21 protein-coding genes are annotated in these 21681 nt (G+C 57.4%); 15 read left to right on the forward strand and 6 right to left on the reverse strand.

What is annotated here, in order from left to right; translation table 11 throughout:
* Positions 1-105: 105 nt before the first annotated feature.
* Positions 106-1035, forward strand: coding sequence for a LysR family transcriptional regulator (locus E5C26_RS02915; protein WP_135314984.1), 930 nt, complete (start codon positions 106-108; stop codon positions 1033-1035).
* Positions 1036-1137: 102 nt separating this feature from the next.
* Positions 1138-1707 carry a GNAT family N-acetyltransferase gene (locus E5C26_RS02920; RefSeq protein ID WP_135314985.1) on the forward strand — a complete coding sequence of 190 codons (570 nt, stop codon included), beginning with the start codon at positions 1138-1140 and terminating at the stop codon, positions 1705-1707.
* Positions 1708-1991: 284 nt separating this feature from the next.
* Here the strand turns inward: E5C26_RS02920 and E5C26_RS02925 are convergent, their stop codons facing one another.
* Positions 1992-3119, reverse strand: a complete 1128-nt coding sequence (locus tag E5C26_RS02925; protein ID WP_135314986.1) for an iron-containing alcohol dehydrogenase — start codon at positions 3117-3119, stop codon at positions 1992-1994.
* A gap of 266 nt (positions 3120-3385) precedes the next feature.
* On the opposite strand from E5C26_RS02925, the gene E5C26_RS02930 reads away from it, so the two are divergent.
* The 3 genes from E5C26_RS02930 to E5C26_RS02940 all read left to right on the forward strand — a co-directional run bounded on the left by E5C26_RS02930 (position 3386) and on the right by E5C26_RS02940 (position 5933).
* Positions 3386-4144: a helix-turn-helix transcriptional regulator gene (locus E5C26_RS02930; protein WP_135314987.1), complete on the forward strand. Its 759-nt coding sequence runs from the start codon at positions 3386-3388 to the stop codon at positions 4142-4144.
* 100 nt (positions 4145-4244) lie between these two features.
* Positions 4245-5546: an NAD(P)/FAD-dependent oxidoreductase gene (locus E5C26_RS02935; protein ID WP_135314988.1), complete on the forward strand. Its 1302-nt coding sequence runs from the start codon at positions 4245-4247 to the stop codon at positions 5544-5546.
* Between the two features lie 21 nt (positions 5547-5567).
* On the forward strand, positions 5568-5933 hold the full coding sequence (locus E5C26_RS02940; protein ID WP_135314989.1) for a cupin domain-containing protein: 366 nt from the start codon (positions 5568-5570) through the stop codon (positions 5931-5933).
* A 39-nt stretch (positions 5934-5972) separates the two neighbouring features.
* Here the strand turns inward: E5C26_RS02940 and E5C26_RS02945 are convergent, their stop codons facing one another.
* The 4 genes from E5C26_RS02945 to E5C26_RS02960 all read right to left on the reverse strand — a co-directional run bounded on the left by E5C26_RS02945 (position 5973) and on the right by E5C26_RS02960 (position 9955).
* Positions 5973-6779 (reverse strand): alpha/beta hydrolase, encoded by an 807-nt coding sequence (locus E5C26_RS02945; RefSeq protein WP_135314990.1) that lies wholly within the window; start codon positions 6777-6779, stop codon positions 5973-5975.
* An 89-nt stretch (positions 6780-6868) separates the two neighbouring features.
* A complete protein-coding gene (locus tag E5C26_RS02950) occupies positions 6869-7981 on the reverse strand; it encodes a class II histone deacetylase (RefSeq protein ID WP_135314991.1) in 1113 nt (370 codons plus the stop codon).
* 13 nt (positions 7982-7994) lie between these two features.
* Complete coding sequence (locus E5C26_RS02955; RefSeq protein ID WP_135314992.1) at positions 7995-9167, reverse strand: MFS transporter; 1173 nt, start codon at positions 9165-9167, stop codon at positions 7995-7997.
* Positions 9168-9307: 140 nt separating this feature from the next.
* Positions 9308-9955 (reverse strand): LuxR C-terminal-related transcriptional regulator, encoded by a 648-nt coding sequence (locus E5C26_RS02960; protein WP_135314993.1) that lies wholly within the window; start codon positions 9953-9955, stop codon positions 9308-9310.
* Between the two features lie 502 nt (positions 9956-10457).
* Between E5C26_RS02960 and E5C26_RS02965 the strand changes: the two genes are divergently transcribed.
* From E5C26_RS02965 to E5C26_RS02995, 7 genes are all read left to right on the forward strand, one after another.
* Positions 10458-12170 carry an arylsulfatase gene (locus tag E5C26_RS02965; protein WP_135315135.1) on the forward strand — a complete coding sequence of 571 codons (1713 nt, stop codon included), beginning with the start codon at positions 10458-10460 and terminating at the stop codon, positions 12168-12170.
* Positions 12167-13351 (forward strand): anaerobic sulfatase maturase, encoded by a 1185-nt coding sequence (locus tag E5C26_RS02970; RefSeq protein WP_135314994.1) that lies wholly within the window; start codon positions 12167-12169, stop codon positions 13349-13351. The genes E5C26_RS02965 and E5C26_RS02970 overlap by 4 nt, the downstream gene beginning before the upstream one ends.
* 132 nt (positions 13352-13483) lie before the next feature.
* Positions 13484-14977 (forward strand): APC family permease, encoded by a 1494-nt coding sequence (locus tag E5C26_RS02975; protein ID WP_135314995.1) that lies wholly within the window; start codon positions 13484-13486, stop codon positions 14975-14977.
* Positions 14952-15539 carry a DUF3156 family protein gene (locus tag E5C26_RS02980; protein WP_135314996.1) on the forward strand — a complete coding sequence of 196 codons (588 nt, stop codon included), beginning with the start codon at positions 14952-14954 and terminating at the stop codon, positions 15537-15539. Before E5C26_RS02975 ends, E5C26_RS02980 begins: the two co-directional genes overlap by 26 nt.
* Positions 15532-16314 carry an SDR family NAD(P)-dependent oxidoreductase gene (locus E5C26_RS02985; protein WP_135314997.1) on the forward strand — a complete coding sequence of 261 codons (783 nt, stop codon included), beginning with the start codon at positions 15532-15534 and terminating at the stop codon, positions 16312-16314. The genes E5C26_RS02980 and E5C26_RS02985 overlap by 8 nt, the downstream gene beginning before the upstream one ends.
* A gap of 10 nt (positions 16315-16324) precedes the next feature.
* Positions 16325-17122, forward strand: coding sequence for a MoaF C-terminal domain-containing protein (locus E5C26_RS02990; RefSeq protein WP_135314998.1), 798 nt, complete (start codon positions 16325-16327; stop codon positions 17120-17122).
* Positions 17123-17126: 4 nt separating this feature from the next.
* Positions 17127-17909 (forward strand): SDR family oxidoreductase, encoded by a 783-nt coding sequence (locus E5C26_RS02995; RefSeq protein ID WP_135314999.1) that lies wholly within the window; start codon positions 17127-17129, stop codon positions 17907-17909.
* Positions 17910-17946: 37 nt separating this feature from the next.
* On the opposite strand, the gene hpaR is transcribed toward E5C26_RS02995, so the two are convergent.
* Entirely contained in the window at positions 17947-18402 is a 456-nt protein-coding gene (gene hpaR / locus E5C26_RS03000; protein WP_135315000.1) for a homoprotocatechuate degradation operon regulator HpaR, read from the reverse strand.
* Between the two features lie 324 nt (positions 18403-18726).
* Between hpaR and E5C26_RS03005 the strand changes: the two genes are divergently transcribed.
* Genes E5C26_RS03005 through hpaE form a run of 3 tightly spaced genes read left to right on the forward strand, consistent with a single transcriptional unit; the run spans position 18727 to position 21571 of the window.
* Entirely contained in the window at positions 18727-19359 is a 633-nt protein-coding gene (locus tag E5C26_RS03005; RefSeq protein WP_135315001.1) for a fumarylacetoacetate hydrolase family protein, read from the forward strand.
* Positions 19356-20120: a fumarylacetoacetate hydrolase family protein gene (locus tag E5C26_RS03010; RefSeq protein WP_135315002.1), complete on the forward strand. Its 765-nt coding sequence runs from the start codon at positions 19356-19358 to the stop codon at positions 20118-20120. The genes E5C26_RS03005 and E5C26_RS03010 overlap by 4 nt, the downstream gene beginning before the upstream one ends.
* Complete coding sequence (gene hpaE, locus E5C26_RS03015) at positions 20117-21571, forward strand: 5-carboxymethyl-2-hydroxymuconate semialdehyde dehydrogenase (RefSeq protein ID WP_135315003.1); 1455 nt, start codon at positions 20117-20119, stop codon at positions 21569-21571. Before E5C26_RS03010 ends, hpaE begins: the two co-directional genes overlap by 4 nt.
* Positions 21572-21681: the final 110 nt, after the last annotated feature.

A 21681-nucleotide genomic window follows, 5' to 3' on the forward strand; every position in this document is an offset into this window, starting at 1 on the left:
TTAATTAAATAATCTGACGTGTTAATGAATTGTTGCTTTAAATTGACTATGTGCCGCTTCTTCACTAATGTGAATAATCAAATATCGAAACTTACTTAAGGTTTTATGCAAGTAAAAAAGCGTGCGATTTTAGGGCAGTTATCGGATATGGATCTGCGCTTGCTGCGGGTGTTTAAGGTAGTGGTCGACTGTGGTGGCATGAGCGCCGCCGAACTGGAGCTGAATATCAGCCTGTCGACCATCAGCAAACATATCAAGGATCTGGAGCAGCGGCTGGGGCTGACGCTATGCCACCGCGGGCGCGAAGGGTTTGCGGTCACTGACGAAGGGCTGCTGATTTACCAGGAAACCATTAACCTGCTGGCGGCTACCGAGGCTTTTCGTCGTGGGGTGGATGACGTACACCAGCGCCTGGGCGGGCAACTGCACGTGGCGATATTCGATCATACCGTCAGCAATCCGCAGGCACATATTGGCCGGGCGATTGCCTTATTTAGCGAGCAGGCACCGGAGGTGTCTTTGCAAATGTATGTGGAGCCAATAAATACCATTGAACGTGGCGTTATTGACGGTCAATTTCAGATTGGCATTATTCCCATGCACCGCAGTGCGGAAAGTTTATCTTATAGTTCATTATTTAGTGAGAGGATGTTCTTATATTGCGGTGCGCAACATGAATTATTTTCCGCTAATCACGACGGGCTGAATTGGGATCTATTGCACAATTATGCCTTTGCCGGTTTGGGTTATCATTCGCCAAATATGGAACTGAGCTTGCAGCAACATTTGCAGCGCAAGGCGACGGGCTTTGCTCAGGAGTCTATCGCCACCTTGATCCTCTCCGGCAAGTACGTGGGTTTTCTGCCCGACCACTATGCGGCGTTTTTTGTCGCGCAGAATATGATGCGGGCGATCAAACCATCGCTGTTCTGCTATCACTGCGAGTATTCCAGTGTGCTGCGGCGTTCACCCAGCCCACAGCGGGTCGTCAAGCTGTTCCACGAATGCCTGCTGGCGACTCATGGAACGGCCTGAGTAATCTGCGTCCTGCCAAAAGCCCGCGAACAACCTATGCTTTGACATCCTCACAGGCGATTGAAATACAAGCAGTTAATTGAGTGACACAGGGACATGAAAATGAACACGGGAAAAATAAAGCTCTTCTCTACCGCCAGAACCGAGGTCTATTGTTTGACGGAAGATTTCGTCCCGGCGATGCAGACTTTCTTGCTGAGCAATAAACAGAAATTTGCGCCTTTTGAGCCACTGCGCACTGAGGACTATTATTCCCACGCCAGTATCAGCCAGCGCATTGCCGCATCCTGGCCCGATTATCAGGATAAGAAATGCCTGCTGTTGGTTTTCTCATTAAAGGGTTCGGATGAAATTGCAGGAAGCGTCAATTTTACCAACTTTGTCTACGGGGTTTTTCAGGCAGGTTATCTGGGATTCTCTCTGGATCAACAACATGAAGGACGAGGATTGATGTCTGAAGTGTTGGCAGCGGCCCTCGATTATGTCCATCAGCAGTATGGCTTACACCGTATTATGGCCAATCATCTGGCGGATAATCAGCGCAGCCAAAATACGCTGGCGAAACTGGGTTTTGTACAAGAAGGTTTTGCGCGGTCTTATCTGAAAATTAACGGTAAATGGCAGGATCATGTACTGAATTCGTATGTTTTTCCGGTGAGCGAGCACGAGTAATCATGGTGAGCAGCACCCGTCCTGGGTTTATTTGAAGCACGGACTTTTCAGGGGGCGTTGCCTGCTCGAACTGGAAATATACCGCCGTTACCTGTTGCATAAAGAGGGTATTGTCGAGCAGGCATTCGGTGCGACTCGCCTTTGAAAGGCTGTTTACTGGTCTTTCTTCTTGCCAAAAATCTTGATCAACACGCCGACCAGGATGCCGATGGCGATGCCGGTGAAAATCCAACTGACGATACCCATTTCCCATCTCCCGCTATTACTTTGGCCGAATTATATAATTATTCGACGCGGAAAGCGCCTTCGATCATTAGCTGCCGCTGCGGCGCGCTGTAGTCGATCAGCGAGTTTTTGCTGTTGGATTTTGCCAGCGTGACAGCCAGTTCATCGGCGGTGATCGGCAGGTCGTCCTGCCAGAAGCTGGCGATGGCGTTACGGGTAATAAAGTCGATCAGATAGCGTTCCGGGCTGTCCTGCTGGTCAGGGAACAGACGGGCGGCAAGTTCGGCCATCAGGGCTCGTTGCTGCGGTTGGTCGCTTTGCGCCAGCAGTTCGAGGAACGGCAACAACAGGCGGCCACAGACCTGGCCGTGGTGATAATCACGCAAGGCGCCTATCTCGCCGGCAATGCCGTGGATCACCCCCAAACCTGCGGCGCTCAGCGTCAGCCCGCCAAGGTAGGAGGCCTGCATGATGTCCTCGCGCGCCTGGGCACTGCGGTTGAGTGTCGGCCAGGCGAGCAGGAAATGGCGGATGCCGGTCAGCGACATTTCGCGCGTCATGGCGTTGGCGGTTTTGGACAAGTAGGCTTCGAACAAATGGGTGAAGGCATCGATGGCACAATAGGCCAGTACCTTGTCCGGCGCGCCTTCCAGCAGTTGCGGGTCCAGAATGGCGGTATGCGGCACAAAGTTGTTATGGCGCAGCGAGGCTTTTACCTTGCTCAGTTGAGTGTCGGTGATCACCGCATTCTGGGTGACTTCGCTGCCGGTACCGGCAGTGGTCGGAATGGCGATCAGCGGCAGCGTGGCTCCGCTGATTTTGGTATCACCGATCTTTTCCATATAGCGCAGGGTCGGCAGCGGGTGCTCCACCAGAGCGGCGAACGCCTTGGCGGCATCCAGCACGCTGCCACCGCCGATGGCGATGACACGCTGGGCTTTTCCACGCCAGCGTGCCACCCAGGCGTCTATCTCCTGCGGTGAGGCCTCGTGGCTAACGATCTCGGTGCCTATCAGCAGCGGCGTCAGCGCATCGGCCAGAGAAGAGTACACCGCGCCATTGAGGAATGAACGACAGCTAAACAGCAGCGTCGGCTGCGGCTCGGCGGTCAGTAACGGGATCAGTTGGCTGATACTGCCGTGGCCGAACCAGGTATGGCGGTTGGCGATCGTCAGGCTGGTAGTCATGGTCTCTCCTTGGCGCGCGAAAACCCCAGCATAATCCAGCCTCTGCGGCTGAACCACTGCTTTTCACTGCCTGAAAGGCCTTCCGTTAATATATTAACCTTGTGTCTCTGAGCCAGACGGCAATAACCGGGCGAAGGTGTGATTTGTTTAACATGTAAACAATTGTGCTGTTGCATTTGGCGCTATTGAGTGTTTTCTATAACAAGCAGGCCACGGCATAGCCGAAATAATGTGATTGTTAATTTATTAATGATGGCGAGGCGAAGATGAATATTCAGGTCGAAAGATTATCAGCGGTGATCGACGCGGTGGCGACGGCACGCTTCTATCCCACGATGTTGGCCTGGCTGGAAGGTTTCTTCGCCTTTGATAATGCCATTGTTTACGCTTTCGAACGTGGCCAGGCACCACGCTGCCTGATCAAAACCGAGCAGGAGAACAGCGACGCGGTCAATCAACTCTACCAGCAGGGCGCTTACCTGCAGGATCCGTTTTATCAGGCGCTGCACGGTGGGGGAGGCGGTGAGGTTTTGACCCTGCGCCAACTGGCCCCTTGCGGCTTCTACCATACGGATTACTACCGTAATTTTTATCGCAAGACCGGCTGGCATGACGAAGCCGGTGTGCTGTTGCCGCTGACGACGGAACGCGGGCTGGGGGTGTTTTTCGGCTCGGCGCGCCAGTCCGTGGGGGTACGCTCCCCGCAACTGGCAGACCTGCGCGATGCGCTGACGCTGTTGAAAAGTGTCGCTCGCCTGCATGGTGAGGTGATCGCCGCTCCTGCCACAACGGAAAAGGTTACGGACAGTGCCGTACAGGCGCGATATCTGCTAACCCCACGCGAGCGTGAGATTGCTGATTTGATCCTCGACGGCTGCGGCTCGCAGCAAATCGCCGACCGGCTGTTTATCAGTCTGGGCACGGTAAAAAACCACCGCAAGAACATCTACAGCAAGCTGGATATTGGTTCGCAGGCCGAACTGTTCAGCCTGCTGTTGGCCGTGCCGCTGCGTCGCAGTGCCTGAGTGTTAATTATTTGTTGCGAATGTCCCTAAGGGGACATGGTGGCCGCCGGGTCGCTTGCTGATAATCCGATGATAGAGCCAAGGTCATCGGGAGCATGCAGTGAATAATAATATCGAATCCTTAACCTATTACGCGGCAACCAAAAAGTACGATCTGCGCTTCCCGACGCTGGAAGAGGATCTGGACGTTGACGTGGTGATCATCGGCGGTGGCTTCTCCGGCATCAATACCGCGCTAGAGCTGGCGGAACGGGGTATCACCAATATCGCTATTCTGGAAGGCCGCCATTTGGGCTACGGCGGTACCGGCCGCAATGGCGGGCAGGTGATGGCCGGCATCGGCCACGATCTGGAGAAAATCAAACGTCACGTCGGCCCGGCCGGGCTGGAAACCATCTTTAAAATCAGCAATCTCGGTGCCGGGATCATTCGCGAACGCATCAAAAAATACCAAATCGATGCCGATTTCTGCTTTGGCTACGGCTACCTCGGCAGCAATGCGCGCCAGGAGAAAACCCTGCGCAGTTGGCTGAAGGAGTTCAAGGCGGTCTCGCCGGATGAAGAGATTGAACTCTATACCGGCGCTGAGGTGAAGCAGGTAGTGGGATCGGACGCCTACACTTGTGCATTGAAACACATGGGCGGCGGCCACGTGCATTCGCTCAATCTGCTTCTGGGCGAGGCCCAGGCACTGAGCGGCTACGGCGTGAAGATCTTCGAAAACAGCAGCGTACTCGACGTGGAGTATGGCCCGCGCATCAAGGTGCGCACCGCCATGGGTTCGGTGCGGGCGAATAAGATGCTGTGGGCCTGTAACGGTTTTCTCAACGGCATGGAGCCGTTCATCTACAACAAAACCATCAATACCTACGCTTTCCAACTGGCGACTGAACCGCTACCCGATGAGCTGATCCGTCAGATCAGCCCGATCCGCGGGGCTTACAGCGACATCCGTCCGGTGATCGACTATTACCGGGTGACCAACGAAAACCGACTGCTGTTCGGCAGCGCCACCCGGTTGATCGAATACATTCCGGCGGATCTTAAAGCCTGGAACCGCAACCTGATGCTGAAGGTGTTCCCCTATTTGCACGACGTCAAAATTGACCTGGCCTGGGGTGGGCCGCTGTGCTGCAGCGCCAACCTGTTCCCGCAGATCGGGACTTTGCCGCAGCACGACAACGTGTTCTACGTGCAGGGTTATTCCGGCTTTGGCGTAACCCCGAGCCATATCGTTTGCAAGGTGTTGGCGGAGGGCATGAGTGAAGGATCCGATCGATACGATCTTATGAGCTCGATCCCACACGTCAATATCTTCGGCAAGGACAAACTGCGGCGGGTGATGACCACCGCCGGCAAGGTGTGGCACCAGACATCCGGTTACTGGAAAGGCCGCCGCTAATTGTTATCACAGGAGAGAGAAATGAAACCATTACTGCTGAAACAACCGTTACCTGAACTGCTGGATATTGGCAGCGTCAGCAACCTGGGTGCCACCGTGATCGCTGGTGAGCCGAACGTCGGCGTGGCGGGCATTTTTGGCGAGCCGACCGACAACCTGAGCTGCGGTATCTTTAGCTGCACCCGTGGCACCTTCGTGATGGAGTATCCGTTCGCTGAACATGCCACAGTGTGGGAAGGTACCGCGACGCTGACCGATGAGAACACCGGTCAATCCGTGCAATATCAGGCGGGGGACTCGTGGTTTGTTGAAAAGGGCACCCCGGTGCGCTGGGAGATTACCTCCGATCGCTTTGTGAAACACTATCTGGCAATTGTCGAAGGTTGATGCCGAACGTCCCCCTTTCCGCCGGGAAAGGGGGACTCGCTAGCCCAGCACCCGCTCAATAAAACTACCGATCCGCCTTAATATCTGATCCTTGTTGGTCTCGTTAAAGCTTTCATGCCGTCCACCCGGATTGATCATGACTTCAAAATCTTTGCCTTTCAGCAGGTTAATGGCGGTCTGTGATTGCGCCATCAGCACCAGCCGGTCGTCATCACCATGTATCCACAGCGTAGGTAACGTACCAAAGCCTGGCCCGGCATTAATTTTGGCCAGGATTTGCTGCATGGCACGCAGCGTTGGGCGTTTGAAGGGGCCGTGCCACACCAGCGGATCGGCTTGATAGGCAATACCGACCGCCGGATCGCGCGACAGGGTGGCGGTATCGAGCGGCTCATCGGGGATCTTCGGCAGGTTAAACAGATCGGAAATCTGGGTTCTTTCGCCCAGCAATGGGCCGGAAAGCACCAGCGCACGCAGGTTATCGCCATAACGCTGGACATAGCGGGTGGCAATCATGCCGCCCATGGAATGGCCTATGACCACCAGCGGTACGCCAGGGTGCAAATGCTGAAAATGCGCGACTACGTGCTGAACGTCGTCGACCACGGCATCATAATCCTCGATTAATACCCGTTCACCCTGCGACAGCCCATGGCCCAGATGGTCGGGGCCGAAAACTCGGGCGCCCTGCGCCTCTAACGTGCGCGCCACGTACTGATAGCGGCCGAGATGTTCGCCATAACCGTGCACCAATAACGCCAGAAAGCGCGGCTGGTCATGGCCCCAGTCATGCACTGCGATATCGCCCTGGCTGCCTTTGATAAAGCTGATTTTTTGTTCAGACATATCATTGTTCTCATCGGAAGGGTCATATTCAGCGTAGCGGCAAAGCCAGAATTGCCAAGGGGCACAACGTGCTGTGCCCTGAAGAGAAATTACAGTTTGAACTGCTGTGCCAGCCGGTCGATAGCCTGGCGCTGGAACTGATTAAAGGCCTCGCGTGGCTGCTGTTGCTGGATAAAGGCCAGCAGCGGATCCTGCACTTCGGTGCGGATGCCGCTGAGCTGTTCCATCACTGCCAGGCCGCAGAACGGCACATAGGATTCGGCATAACCCCCTTCGTGTACCATCACCAGCTTGCCGTCGCACAGGCGATCGGCGGCGTCCTGCACCAAAGCGGTCATGCTGCGGAAGCTGTCGCTGTGCAACTGCATGCGCGCCAGGGGATCGATGGCGTTGGCATCGTAACCACAGGCGACAATGATCAGTTCCGGCTGGAATTGCTCCAGCGCCGGGATGACGATTTGGCGCATGGCATGCAGGTAACTGTCGTCACCGGCACCGGCCAACAGCGGAATATTGATGTTATAGCCTTCACCCGCGCCGGCACCTCGGTCCATTTCACCGGAGTACCCGGCGGGGAAGCAAGCGTCCTGATGCAGCGACAGCGTCAACACATCGTCCCGCTGCCAGTAAATATGCTGGGTACCATTGCCGTGATGCACGTCCCAGTCGAGCACCGCGACTTTGCCCAGGCCATATTTGGCCTTGGCACGCTCAATGGCTATCGGGATATTGGCCAAAAAGCAAAAGCCCATCGACTGGTCCGGCAGGCAGTGATGGCCGGGTGGACGCGACAGCGCATAGGCGTTGTCCAGCTCGCCGCGCAGCACGGCTTCGACCGCGGCACAAGCCAGCCCGGCAGACAGTTTGGCAATTTCATAGCTTCCTGGCCCCAGCGGCGCTTCCTCTCCCAGCATGCCGCCGCCGTTGTCGCTCAGCTGTTTGAAGCGTTGCAAATAGTCGGCCGGATGAATGCGCAGCAGATCTTCATCGGTCGCCAGTTCGGCGCTCAGCAGGGTGAGCTGGTGCGACAGACCGGATACGTCCATCAGGTTCTTCATGCGCCGTTTGGTCTCTGGCGACTCGGCATGGCCCGCTCCCGAGGGCGGCTGCACCCAGCCGCCGACCGGCAGTGTGGTGGCATGCAGGCCGGTGCTGTGCCAGAAACAGCGTTCATCAAACAAGAAACCGGTTTTTCTTTTCACCTTTTTACTCCTGTTAAACGGCGCGACGTGCGCGCGGTGAAGCCAACAAAATCAGCAGCAACGACAGTAGGGAGCAGCCCAGCGCACCGGCCAGCAGTGCATCGAAGCCGCCGAAAGACTCAATCAGATAACCGGCCAGCGTTGGGCCGATCGCCATTCCACCGCCAATCACCAGATTGATGTTGTTCATCAACTTGCCGTTGTTATCGAGCCCGGCGACACGCGCCAGAATAAACGGCAGAACAAAGGTCCAGGTGAACTTGAACAACACCGCGGCCACCGCAAAGCGCAGCAGCAGGGGCTCACGAGTCAGCAGTGCGATACCGGCGATTAACAAGCCATAACTCAGCCAAATCAGCCGGTTACCCGCGTGTCGTACCCGGATTAACGCCGCACCTCCGGCACCGGCGATGCCGAACAGCGTGGCCGCGGCCAGTACCTGTCCGCTATTGACAGGCGAAAGACCGGCGGCGGTGGCGATACTGCCGATAAAGGTCCAGACCGCACTCAGGCTGATGTAAAAAGTCAGTACCGCCAGCACGGCAAAGATTTTGTGGATCCTGGAGGAGGTGGCGTGATAGGCGGCGGATTGCACCGGGTGAAACCCGCTGGGGAAGGCGCCGATCAGGGGCAGGCAGCACAGCATGACCGTCGCCAGGATCAGATAGACCGCCATCAGCCCGAATTGGGCGAACAGCGGGGGCAGGATCAGCAGTCCGGCGGCACCCAGCGCCAGTTGGCCCAGTACCCACAGGGCATAGACCCGGCTGGGGTTGACGGTACCGGCAGCGCAGGTGATACACAGGATCATCAGCGTGCCGCCCGCCAGCGAGGCGATGAAGCGCAGCCCCAATAGCAGGCTGAAATCACTGACCAAAGCCGAAGCCAGATTACCGGCGATAAACACCCCGGCCGCCAGCGCTGCCACCCGACGCCAGTTAACGCGACCAATCCACCACCAGGCGGGCAGGGTAGCCAGGCTCATCGCCCCCAGTTCGGTGGAAAACAGGTGGCCGATTTGCGCCGGGGTCAGTTGCCACTGGCTGGCCAATTGTGCCGCGACTGCCGGCGCGGTCATCAGGATGCCCGGCGCAATGGCGGCAAAGATAATAATGGCGGTCAACAGCCGTGGCGGGCAGGGGAGAGCCGCCCCGGCTGTGGGTACGGAAACAGAATCACTGGACATAAAAATTATCTCCACCGGGCAAGTCTGGGTCAGATATATCCGCGGTACCCGGTTTTGGGCAGGCGGAAACCGCGCCATTAATGGCGAATAATTAACGCGTTTAATTTATCGGTTATAAGCCATTGCTATGGCTTAGGTTATTAGCCGTGAGCCATAAAGCTGCTGGCGACCAATTCGGTGCGATTGACGACTTCGGTTTTGGCAAAAATATTACGCATATGGGTTTTTACTGTTGAAAGGGAAATACCCAATTTCAGTGCTATGCGTTTATTACTGGCCCCTTCGCGCACCATATTGACGATCTCCTGCTCCTTGGCGGTCAGCAATTGGGCTTCCCCGCCGGGCAACAGATCGCGGGTCGCCAGTTCAATCAGCGGCATCACCGCCCGCAGGCGACCTCGTTCGAGTTCGGTAAACGGCGTATCGCGAATCAAAGACACCCCGGCGACAATACGCTTACGCTGGCGGATAAATATCTCCGTCATATCGCGCATATTATTGGGCAGCATAAAGTCATGATAATAATGGCGGTTATTGTTGATTGCCGCCGGGCTCATACCAACCATATTGATATCCTGCTGGTGGAAGTTGGCCGGTTTAAGCGGGTCAATCTGCTGGAAATGGTTCAAATACTGCTGATGGGTTTTATCGGAAATGCCATGCAAAATATAATGGTCTGGCCGCAGATCCGAGTTCACCAAATAAAAGACCCCGGCGGACACCGGGATCAGGTGCGCAATGGTGTTCAGGCAGCTAGTGATAAAGGCATCGGATGGTGTGGTGTGCATGATTCATTTCCTCCTTTTATCATTCAGACTGGAGAACTGCCGTGGTCAATATATGAACGATACAAGCATAGTTGTAGCAATTTCGCAACACAATAAAAACATATTAACAACGTGAGCCTGATTGCAATAAAATACATAAATAACAAGATGACACTTGGCCCATTATCACCGCCGGTACCCCACTTTCTGCCAGTTTCATTAATACATTAATGAAATGTTGGCGACGTTTTCCCGCTGAATTTACAGCGGTTTCCACTTTTCCCCCAGTACGGACACTTTAGCGTTCTGCGTGCTACATCTCGGCTTTATCGTTGCGGCTCCTCGTTCTTAAGAACGATAGCCAGGCTTTTCCATTGCTTTTTACACTGCAAAAAACCGCCCAGACTATTCTTGAAGATAACGGCAGCCGGTGGAAAAGGATAAGACGAAAAAACGATGACCTTTCTCGGGCTGAGGCGTTTGGTTGTTCAACCCGAATGACAATGCAGGGGACGAGGTGATGATGAAGAAGAAAACGCTGGCGGTGGCGCTGGGTAGCGCACTGTCGGGGATGGCGCATGCGGCTGATGCCGGGCGTCCCAACGTGCTGATCATTCTGGTCGATGACATGGGCTATTCCGATATCAGCCCTTTCGGCAGTGAGATCCCGACCCCCAACCTGCAGGCGCTGGCCGAGCGAGGGGTACGGATGAGCCAGTACTATACTTCGCCGATGTCTGCACCGGCGCGATCGATGCTGATGACCGGCAACACCAATCAGCAGGCCGGTATGGGCGGTATGTGGTGGTATGAAAGCACGGCGGCGCAGCCGGGTTATGAAATGCGGCTGACCGACCGGGTGACCACCCTGCCTGAACGTTTCCGGGACGCCGGCTATGCCACCATGATGGCGGGTAAATGGCATCTGGGCTATGTCGACGGTGCCAAACCAACCGATCGCGGTTTCGAGCGGGCTTTTGCCTTTATGGGGGGCGGTGCCAGCCATTTTAACGATGCAAAACCGCTAGGCACCGTCGAAACTTTCCATACCTTCTACACCCTGAACGGCAAGCGCGTCTCGCTGCCACAGGATTTTTATTCCAGCAAGGCTTACGCCACCCAGATGGAGCAGTGGATCAGCGATACGCCGAAGGAAAAGCCCATCTTCGCCTATCTGGCTTTCACCGCGCCGCACGATCCACTGCAGGCACCGGACGACTGGATCGCAAAATTTGACGGTAAGTATGACGCCGGTTACCAGCAGGCTTATCAGCAACGCATTCAGCGGCTGAAGGCTCTGGGGATCATTTCCAACCACACGCCGATGCCGACGCTGGCGCTGGATAAAGCCTGGCAGGACATGACGCCGGAGCAGCAGAAATACGCGGCGAAAACCATGCAGGTGTATGCGGCGATGATCGCCTATATGGACGATCAGGTCGGCGGGGTGCTGAAGACGCTGAAACAGACCGGGCGGGATAAAAACACGGTGATCATTTTCGCGACCGACAATGGTGCCAACCCGGCCAGCGGCTTTTACTACGGATCAAAACCGGAGTACTGGCGGCAGTTTGACAACAGCTACGCCAATATTGGCCGCAAGGGCTCTTTTATCTCGTACGGCCCGCACTGGGCTAACGTCAGCAATGCGCCTTACGCCAACTACCACAAAACCACCAGTGCGCAGGGCGGCATCAATACTGACTTCATCATTGCTGCACCGCAGTTGAAAGGGCGTGGTGGTATCGATAAAACGCCAATGGCGGTGTATGACATCGCCCCCACGCTGTACGACTACGCCGGCATTGATGCCACTAAACCACTGAAGGGAAAACCGACGCTGCCGATGGTGGGGGTCAGCTTCAAGCGCTATTTCAGCGGTGATGCCGATAGCGTGCCGCGTTCGACCTACGGCGTTGAGCTGCACAATCAGGCCGCCTACGTGGACGGCATCTGGAAGCTGCGGCGGCTGGTGAAAGCCGGACCGACGGCGCAAATGGCCCCCTGGGGACTGTTCAACCTGCAGGACGATCCCCTGGAAACCCATGATCTGGCTGCCGCCCATCCCGAGCGAGTTAAACGGCTGAGTGAGGAATACCGGCAGTACGCCGACAAAGGCATGGTGATTGAAGCCAAAGGCGAAGCGATTGATTACCTTGGGGTGGACGCTAAAACCGGCAACTATATTGGTTTGGATCCCGTCACCCATAAGCCCTTGCCGCAGGCGGCGGAATGAACCTGTCCCAGCTGCGGGCGCAGCAGATCCCCGTTGCCGTCGAACCGCGTGCGTCGGTGCCGTTCCACCTGTTGCTCAAGCCTATCGGCGCAGGCTGTAATCTGGCCTGCAACTATTGCTATTACCCGCAGCGACAGGGCGAGCGAACGCAAAAGATGGACGATGGGCTGCTGGAGGATTTTATCCGTCGCTACATCGCCGCCCAACCGCGTTACAGCCGCGAGATAAACTTTGTTTGGCAGGGCGGCGAGCCGCTGCTGGCCGGTATCGGTTTTTACAAACGGGCGTTGGCGCTGCAGCAAAAATATGCGCCACCGGGCGTCAGGGTCAGCAACAGCCTGCAGACCAACGGCACACTGCTGAACGCTGCCTGGTGCCGGTTGTTCAAACAGCATGATTTCATTATCGGCGTCAGTCTTGACGGCGACCGCCAGATTCAGGACGCGCACCGGCCGGATAAGCGGGGTGACAGTAGTTATGATGATGCACTGCGCGGTATCGCGCTGCTGCATCGGCATCACATCGAGTTCAACCTGCTGGTGGTGGTGCATGATGGCGTGGTGGAACGGGCACAGGCGATGTACGACCATTTTGTCGCCCTCGGCGCGCGCTACCTGCAGTTTCAGCCGCTGATGCTTGAAGGTGACGCCCCGGATGCCGGCTACGGATTGAGCGCCGCCAACTGGGGGCGCTTTATGCTGGCGATTTACCGTCGCTGGCGTGGACAGGGGCATTGGGGCAAGGTGTTTGTGATGAACATCGAACATGTTTACGCACAATACTTCACCCAGGTCAGCCCCAGTTGCGTGCATGCCGAACGCTGCGGCGGCAATCTGGTGATGGAGCCGGATGGCCGGCTCTACGCCTGCGATCATCTGATGGACGAGCAGCATTATCTGGGCCATTTCAGTCAGCAAACGCCCTTTGCGGATTATGTCTCGGCGGCAACCTCCATGGCGTTCGGCCAGGTCAAAAGCCTGCGCCGTGAATGCCAGAGTTGCAGCGTAAAAAGTGTTTGTCAGGGCGGCTGTCCGGCGCATCTCGGGGCCGACCGTTACAACCGGCTGTGTGCCGGCTATTACGCCTTCTTCTCAGCCCTGCTTGAGCCGCTGCGTACCTACCCGCGTAGCCCGCAGGGGGCCATGCAATGGCGCATCGCTGTGAGCGGCAGCACAGCTTGAGTGGCACTCGTTCTTAAGGACGATAGTCAGCATTTTCGTTTCCTCTCTATAGTGATATTGCCGCCACTGGCGACGTTACACCTGCAAATGCAACATCAGGGCAAAACGATAAAACTATAAGAGGAAATACCCATGAACCTGTCGTCGCGGCTTCACGCCCATCTTGAGCGGGGCAAGGTCGGATTCCCTACCACGCTGGCCAGTTCGGTCGGGGTGATTATGGCCAGTCCGGTGATCCTCACCGTCACCAGCGGTTTCGGTATCGGCGGTGATACCTTCGCGCTGGCGATGCTGATTGCCTTCATCATGATGCAGGCTCAGCTCACCACCTTCTCCGAGGCGGCGGCGATACTGCCGACCTCCGGCTCGGTGTATGACTATATCGCCTGTGGCATGGGGCGCTTTTTTGCCATTACCGGCGCGCTGTCGGCCTACCTGATCGTGCATATCTTTGCCGGTACCGCCGAAACCATTCTCTCCGGCATCATGGCGCTGGTGAATTTCGAGCACCTCAACACCCTGATGGAAACCCACAATGCCTCCTGGATGGTCGGGGTTGGGCTGGTGATTATGTTCGGCGTGCTCAACGCCTTCGGCATCGAGGCGTTCGGCAAAGCGGAGATTGTGTTGACCTTCGCCATGTGGAGCACGCTGGTGATCTTCGGCATTGCCGGGCTGTTGTCACCGCATGCGGTACCGCTGGAAGGCTGGTTCGGCAGCACGCTGAGCCTGAATGATCCGTTCGCGGTATTTAGCCTGATCGGTATGGCGATGTTTATGTTCGTCGGCTGCGAACTGGTCACGCCGATGGCGCCGGAGATCAAACGCTCCGCCAGCGTGATCCCGCGAGCCATGTCGCTGGGGCTATGCGGCGTGGCGGTTTGTATGGCCTTGTACGGCGCAGCGCTCAGCCACCAGGTGGAAAACGTGCTGGTGGATGCCGCCAATGGCGTGCATCTGCTGGACACGCCGATGGCCATTCCGGCCTTTGCCGGCCAGGTGATGGGGGAATTCGGCAAATATTGGCTGGGTATCGGGCTGCTGCTGGCCGGAGCAGCGACCATCAATACGCTGATGGCGGCGGTGCCACGTATTCTCTACGGCATGGCGCTGGATGGCGCGCTGCCACGCATTTTCGCTTATCTGCACCCACGGTTTAAAACCCCGGTAGTGGGGATCCTGGTGGCGGTGTTGATCCCCTGTGTGCACGCCTTTGCCATCCAGGGCAATCTCGACCGGATTATTCCGCTGGTGCTGGCAGCGGTGTGCGCCTGGGGTGTGGCTTACCTGCTGGTGACCTGCTCGGTGGTGATCCTGCGGATCCGCCGTCCGGATCTGCCGCGCGCTTATAAATCCCCCTGGTTCCCGCTGCCGCAAATCGTCTCCAGCGTCGGTATTGTGCTGGCAATTATCTATATCACTCCGCCAGGCATGAATCCGCGTGCCGTCTATATCCCGTTCAGCATCATGATTGGCCTGACCGCCGCTTACGCACTGTTTTGGACCCTGTGCGTGCAGAAGGTCAACCCGTTCAAACCGGTGCCGGTCGAGCAGGTGCTGGAAACCGCCTTCGCCAAAGCGGAAAACGAGGAGGCACAGTTTGATCGGCTTACTTCCCTCACTTAACCGCCTGTGGCAGCGCGCACCGGCGGGCTATCAGCCGGGAGTGACCCTCAGCCGCCTGGCGAACAATCTGCAACCCTACGCCTGCGAGCGCGTTGCGCCGTGCCTGCTGCGGCTGACGTTGCCACAGGGGCCGGTGGTCGACATCAGCGAACAGGTTAGCGCGCTGTTTATGGCACATATCGTCAGCCAGCGTTTTCAACGGCAGGGGGCCTGTACGCTGACAGAGCCGCTGACGCTGCGTATTACCGCCGGAGGTTGGCTGCGGCGACGCGGTGTGGTCTATCGCGCCAGCCGGAATGACGCAACGGCGCAACGGGTGATCGCCGCCCTGCAGCGTTATCCGCAGATCGGCCAAACGCTGGAGCAACTGGATTTTCGCCGCATTCAACTGACGGTGGTTGCCGGTCGTTGGCGGCTGGAGATCGAACATTTTGCCGCGTCTGAAGTGGTCAGCCGTTTGCCCGCCGGTCGCCGTTATCTGCGACTGGAGCCGGAGCAGCGGCGGTTACTGCTCAGCAGCTTGCTGATGATCGGCCAATTAATGGAGAGAATCGATGAGTAGAGTGGTGGTGATTACCGGTGGCGGCACCGGCGTGGGGGCGGCCTGCGCCCGCTTGCTGGCTGCGCAGGGCGATCGGGTGTTTATCATCGGTCGCCGCCGTGGCCCCTTGGCGGCGCTGGCGGACGAGATTGGCGCACAGGCGTTGGTGGGCGATGCCGCCAGCGGGGAATGTTGGCAAACCCAACTGTTGCCGGCCATTTTGCAGCAGGCCGGGCGTATCGACTGCCTGATCGGCTGTGCCGGTGGCATGGGGATGGGGCGCATTACCGAGATGAATGACGATGATTGGCGACAGGCGCTGGACAGTAATCTCAACAGCGCTTTTGCCAGCGCCCGCGCCTGCCTGCCGGAACTGGTGAAAACCGGCGGAAACCTGCTGTTTGTCGCCTCTATTGCCTCATTGGCCGCCGGGCCGGAAGTCTGCGGCTATATCACCGCCAAGCATGCACTGATCGGGCTGATGCGTTCCATCGCTCGCGATTATGGCCCCCAAGGCGTGCGTGCCAATGCGGTGTGCCCCGGCTGGGTGACGACGCCGATGGCGGATGAGGAGATGCAGCCGTTGATGGCGGCACATCAGCTGACGCTGGAACAAGCCTACCAACATGTCTGCCGCGACGTACCGTTACGCCGCCCGGCCAGTGCCGAAGAAATCGCCGGCATCTGCCGTTTTCTCTGTTCGGCAGAGGCATCCATTATTACCGGCGCGACGCTGGTGGCCGATGGCGGCTCCACTATTGTCGACGTGCCGACCCTGGCATTCACTTCCCTTTAAGGAGCATCAGATGAGTTCAGAAGCGATATTTATTCAGGTTGGCGCACTGGCGGAAGGCTTTGCGCCGCACAGCAATACGCTGGAACCGCAGCATGGCCTGAGCGGCACCACGCTGGCATTGCGCTTTACCGACGGGGAAACGCTGAGCTGTCATTTTGTCGATCAGCAGACGCTGAGCTGGGGCGAATACCGGGGCATCGCTTATCGCGCCACCAGCATTCGTCCCGGCATTCTGTTTATTGATTTTCTCGATCCTGCGCAGGATAACGCCAGTATTACGCTGGTGTGCGACCGCAACCAGGGCAATTTCACCGCGGTCTACGGCCAGTTGCCGGACGAACAGCAAACCCGTCTGGACGCCTTCAGCCGCGTAGAGCAAGGGTTGCCGCTGACGGCGGTCAATGCGGAGTTCCACTTTGGTACGCTGGATGACGCCAGCGTTGCGCCGCCGCATTTCACCGATGAGTTAATCGGCATGCGCAATATGTATACCTACAGCCCGACCGAGCGTTATGAACACATTTACCTGAACGACAATTTCTATGCCTGGCAGTGTCTGGACGGCGTGGAGAAAGGGCTGGCGGATGTCGATCGTTGTCACTACGTCAAGGTGGCCGAACAGCTCTATCTGTTCGTATGGCGCGAGAAGATCGTACCGACGCTGGGCGTGGTGATGATCGATCTGCAGGGCATGCGCACCGACGGCAAGATCCTCGGCTATCAGGGCAGCGATTTCAGTGCGCTGAGCAATTTTGCCGTCGGAGCCCATGCACAGGTGCTGAACACCACCCGTCATCCACGGGGATAGGCCGATGAAGACAACTTATGCGGCCGATGCCTTTAGCGGTCAGGTGGTGCTGGTGACCGGCGGCGCGCAGGGCATTGGGCTGGCGATTGTCAGTGCCTTTGCCCGGCTGGGGGCGACGGTGGTGATGGCGGATCTGCAACTGCAGAAGGCACAGGATGCCGCCGAGACGCTGCAGCAGCAGGGCTGGCGGGTGCAGGCGATGGCCTGTGACCTGGCCGACCCGGGGCAGATAGCCGAACTGGTGGCGGCAGTGGGGCAGAGGCATCAGCGGCTGGATGTGGTGGTTCACAACGCGGCCTATTTCCCGTTGACCCCCTTTGCTGAAATTGACGCGGCGTTATTGCAACGCACGCTGAGCGTCAATCTGATGGCGCCGTTCTTTCTGGCGCAGGCGGCGCAGGCATGGATGCAACGCCAGGGAGGCGGCTGCATTTTGGTGACGTCGTCGGTGACCGGGCCGCGTGTGGCTTATCCGGGGCTGGCGCACTATGCCGCTTCCAAGGCTGGGGTGAACGGTTTTATTCGCGCGGCGGCGTTGGAACTGGCGGCGGCAGGTATTCGGGTCAATGGCGTGGAGCCGGGAATGATCCGCACGCCGGCAATGGCCAATCTGGGGGGCGCAGAGGTCAATCAGGCGATTGCCGCAGCGGTGCCGCTCGGGCGGCTGGGGGAACCGGAAGATATCGCGGCGGCGATGGTGTTTCTCGCCTCACCGGCAGCGGCCTATATCACCGGCCAAACGCTGGTGGTGGACGGCGGCGCGCTACTGCCCGAGGCCCATCCGTAGGGGACGAACAGGTTCGTCCCGATTGATACGGACGGCCCTACGCTTTTTTGGTGGGATGGGCGGTCACGTTGGCGGGCAGTTGGTCACCAAGCCGGATCAGTTCGTCCAGCAGCGTCATCAGCTGTTCCATTTTCTGCTGTGAAAACGCGGCCTCAATTTCGCCGTACCCCTGTTCTACCTGATGGCGCGCCACTTCATACAGCTCCTGGCCCTGCTGGGTCAGCGACACATACAGCTTGCGCTGATCGTTAACCGGCTTCAGGCGGAAGATCAGCTTGTCGCGCTCCATGCGCGACAAAATGCCGGTCAGGCTGGGGCGCAGGATACAGGTTTCTGCCGCCAACTCGTGGAATTCAATTGAACGGCTGTTAGCCAACACGCGAATGATGCGCCACTGCTGCTCAGTCAGGTTATGGCTTTTCAGGATCGGGCGGAAAAACCCCATAGCGGTTTCACGCGCCTGCAGCAGAGCAATGGTTAAGGATTCATGCATAGATTTGGCCTTAGCTATCAAGGTGTTCGTTATTCCGGCGTCGATCGCAGGGAAGGCGTCGTCGGTCTGGATTTATTAATAACTTAATAGTAGCCAAGTTTACCCCGACGGATAAAGCGAAAATGTATTAACGGGTGGAAAAATCGCCTGAAAATGATTAATTCGTTGAATAACCACGCTAATGTTCGTGATTTGTGAATATTTTGTTATCGCGATCACAAATCAACTCTCCCGCGTTGCGTAAAAGCTGAACAGCGTATAAAAGTAATCATTAACATATTAATGAATGCCGGTTGTCATGTTCTGTCATTGAAAGGAGTTTGCATGAAAGGCACCGTTTTTTCCGTCGCGTTGAACCACCGCAGCCAGATGGACGCCTGGGATCAGGCGTTCCATCAGCCACCTTATAAAACCCCACCCAAGACCCCGGTGTGGTTTATCAAACCGCGTAACACCCACCTCGCCAACGGCGGGGCGATCCCGTTTCCTGCCGGTGAGCAAGTACAAAGCGGCGCAACACTGGCGGTGGTTATCGGCAACACCGCCCGCAAGGTTCCGGCTGCGCGGGTTGCCGACTATCTGGCCGGTTATGCGCTGGCCAATGACGTCAGCCTGCCGGAAAGCAGCTTTTACCGCCCAGCGATCAAAGCCAAATGCCGCGACGGTTTTTGCCCGCTGGGGGAGATTGGCCAATTGGCAACCAGCGACAAACTGGAAATTATCACCGAAATCAATGGTGTGGAGCAGGATCGCTGGTCGACGGCCGATCTGGTGCGTTCGGTGCCGGAACTGATCGCCGCCATCAGCGATTTTATTACCTTGCAACCGGGCGATGCCGTGCTGATCGGTACGCCGCACCAGCGGGTGGAGATCAAGCCGGGGGACGAAGTGACGGTACGCGCTGCCGGTCTGCCGACCCTGAGCAACCGCGTGACGCAGGCAGGAGAAGCATCATGAAACACGCCCGTATTCGCCATCACGGCCAAATCTTTAACGTCAGCGTTGACCAGCAATTGCGTGTCACGCTGCCGGACGGCAGCGTGCTCAATGAACTGGACGTCGAGTGGCTGCCACCGGCGCAGGGCACGGTGTTTGCCCTGGGCCTGAACTATGCCGACCACGCCAGCGAGCTGGAATTCAAGGCACCGGAAGAACCGCTGGTGTTCCTGAAAGCACCGAACACCCTGACCGGGCACCGTCAGGTATCGGTGCGCCCGGCCGAGGTCGAGTATATGCACTATGAAGCCGAGCTGGTGGCGGTGATCGGCAAAACGGCACGCAACGTCAGCCGTGAAAACGCCATGGACTACGTGGCGGGTTACACCCTGTGTAACGACTATGCCATCCGCGACTATCTGGAAAACTATTACCGTCCGAACCTGCGGGTGAAAAGCCGCGACACCCTGACGCCGATTGGGCCGTACATCGTCGATCGCGATGATATCGCCGATCCGCACCGTCTGGCGCTCAGCACTTACGTCAACGGTGAGCTGCGCCAGCGTGGCAGCACCGGCGACATGATTTTTGATATCCCCTATTTGATCAGTTACCTGAGCGATTTTATGACGCTGCAGCCGGGCGACATGATTGCCACCGGCACGCCGAAAGGGCTGGCCGACGTGCAGCCGGGTGACGAAGTGGTGGTGGAGATCGAGGGCATTGGCCGTCTGGTTAACCACATCATCAGTGAAAAAGATTACGAGGAAAGCCTGCGATGAAAACCATCAACCATTGGATTAACGGTAAAAACGTAGCCAGCAAAGAGTACTTCACCACCACCAACCCGGCCAACGGCGAGGTACTGGCGGAAGTGGCATCCGGCGGACAGCTGGAAATTGACCAGGCGGTGGCTGCCGCCAAGGCGGCTTTCCCGAAATGGGCCAATACGCCAATGAAAGAGCGTGCGCGTCTGATGCGTCGCCTGGGTGAATTGATCGACGAGAACGTACCGCAGATCGCCGAGATGGAAACCGCCGATACCGGTTTGCCAATCCACCAAACCAAAAACGTGCTGATCCCACGCGCCTCGCACAACTTTGAGTTTTTCGCCGAGATCTGCCAGCAGATGAACGGCCGCACCTATCCGGTGGACGACAAGATGCTCAACTACACGCTGATCCAGCCGGTCGGGGTGTGTGCGCTGGTGTCACCGTGGAACGTGCCATTCATGACCGCCACCTGGAAAACCGCGCCCTGCCTGGCGCTGGGCAACACCGCGGTGCTGAAAATGTCCGAGCTGTCGCCGCTGAGCGCCGATCGTCTGGGTGAACTGGCGCTGGAAGCCGGCATTCCGGCCGGGGTGCTCAACGTGGTGCAAGGTTACGGCGCGACTGCCGGTGATGCGCTGGTGCGCCATAAAGACGTACGTGCCGTGTCCTTTACCGGCGGTACCGCTACCGGTCGCCGGATTATTGAAAGCGCCGGGCTGAAGAAGTTCTCCATGGAGCTGGGCGGTAAATCGCCGGTGCTGATTTTTGAGGATGCCGACATCGAACGTGCGCTGGATGCCGCGTTGTTCACCATTTTCTCGATCAACGGTGAACGCTGCACCGCCGGGTCGCGCATCTTTATTCAGGAAAGCATCTACCCGGAATTCGTCAAACGCTTCGCCGAGCGCGCCAACCGCCTGCGGGTGGGGGATCCACAGGATCCCAACACTCAGGTCGGGGCGTTGATCAGCCCGCAGCACTGGGAAAAAGTTTCCGGCTATATCCGCCTTGGCATCGAAGAAGGGGCAACCCTGCTGGCGGGCGGCCCGGATAAACCGGCCGGTCTGAGCCACGGCAACTTCCTGCGCCCGACGGTGCTGGCGGATGTCGACAACCGGATGCGCATCGCTCAGGAGGAGATCTTCGGGCCGGTGGCCTGCCTGTTGCCGTTCAAAACAGAAGAAGACGGCCTGCGCATGGCCAACGACGTGGAATACGGCCTGGCGTCGTATATCTGGACGCAGGATGTGAGCAAGGTACTGCGTCTGGCCCGCAATATTGAAGCGGGCATGGTTTTCGTCAACACCCAAAACGTACGCGATCTGCGTCAGCCCTTCGGCGGCGTGAAATCGTCCGGCACCGGCCGCGAAGGCGGGGAATACAGCTTCGAAGTGTTCGCCGAGATGAAGAACGTGTGTATTTCCATGGGTGATCACCCGATCCCACGCTGGGGCGTTTAAATCAGCTCCATGCTTTAAAACTAAAACAGGCTATACCCAAAATCATTGGAGTTGCTCAAGGCGGATGGTAGGGGCGCTGCATGCTGCGCCCGTGTTAGCCGAGGCGAATA

This window comes from Serratia proteamaculans (assembly GCF_004684015.1).
GTDB classification, from domain to species: domain Bacteria; phylum Pseudomonadota; class Gammaproteobacteria; order Enterobacterales; family Enterobacteriaceae; genus Serratia; species Serratia proteamaculans_F.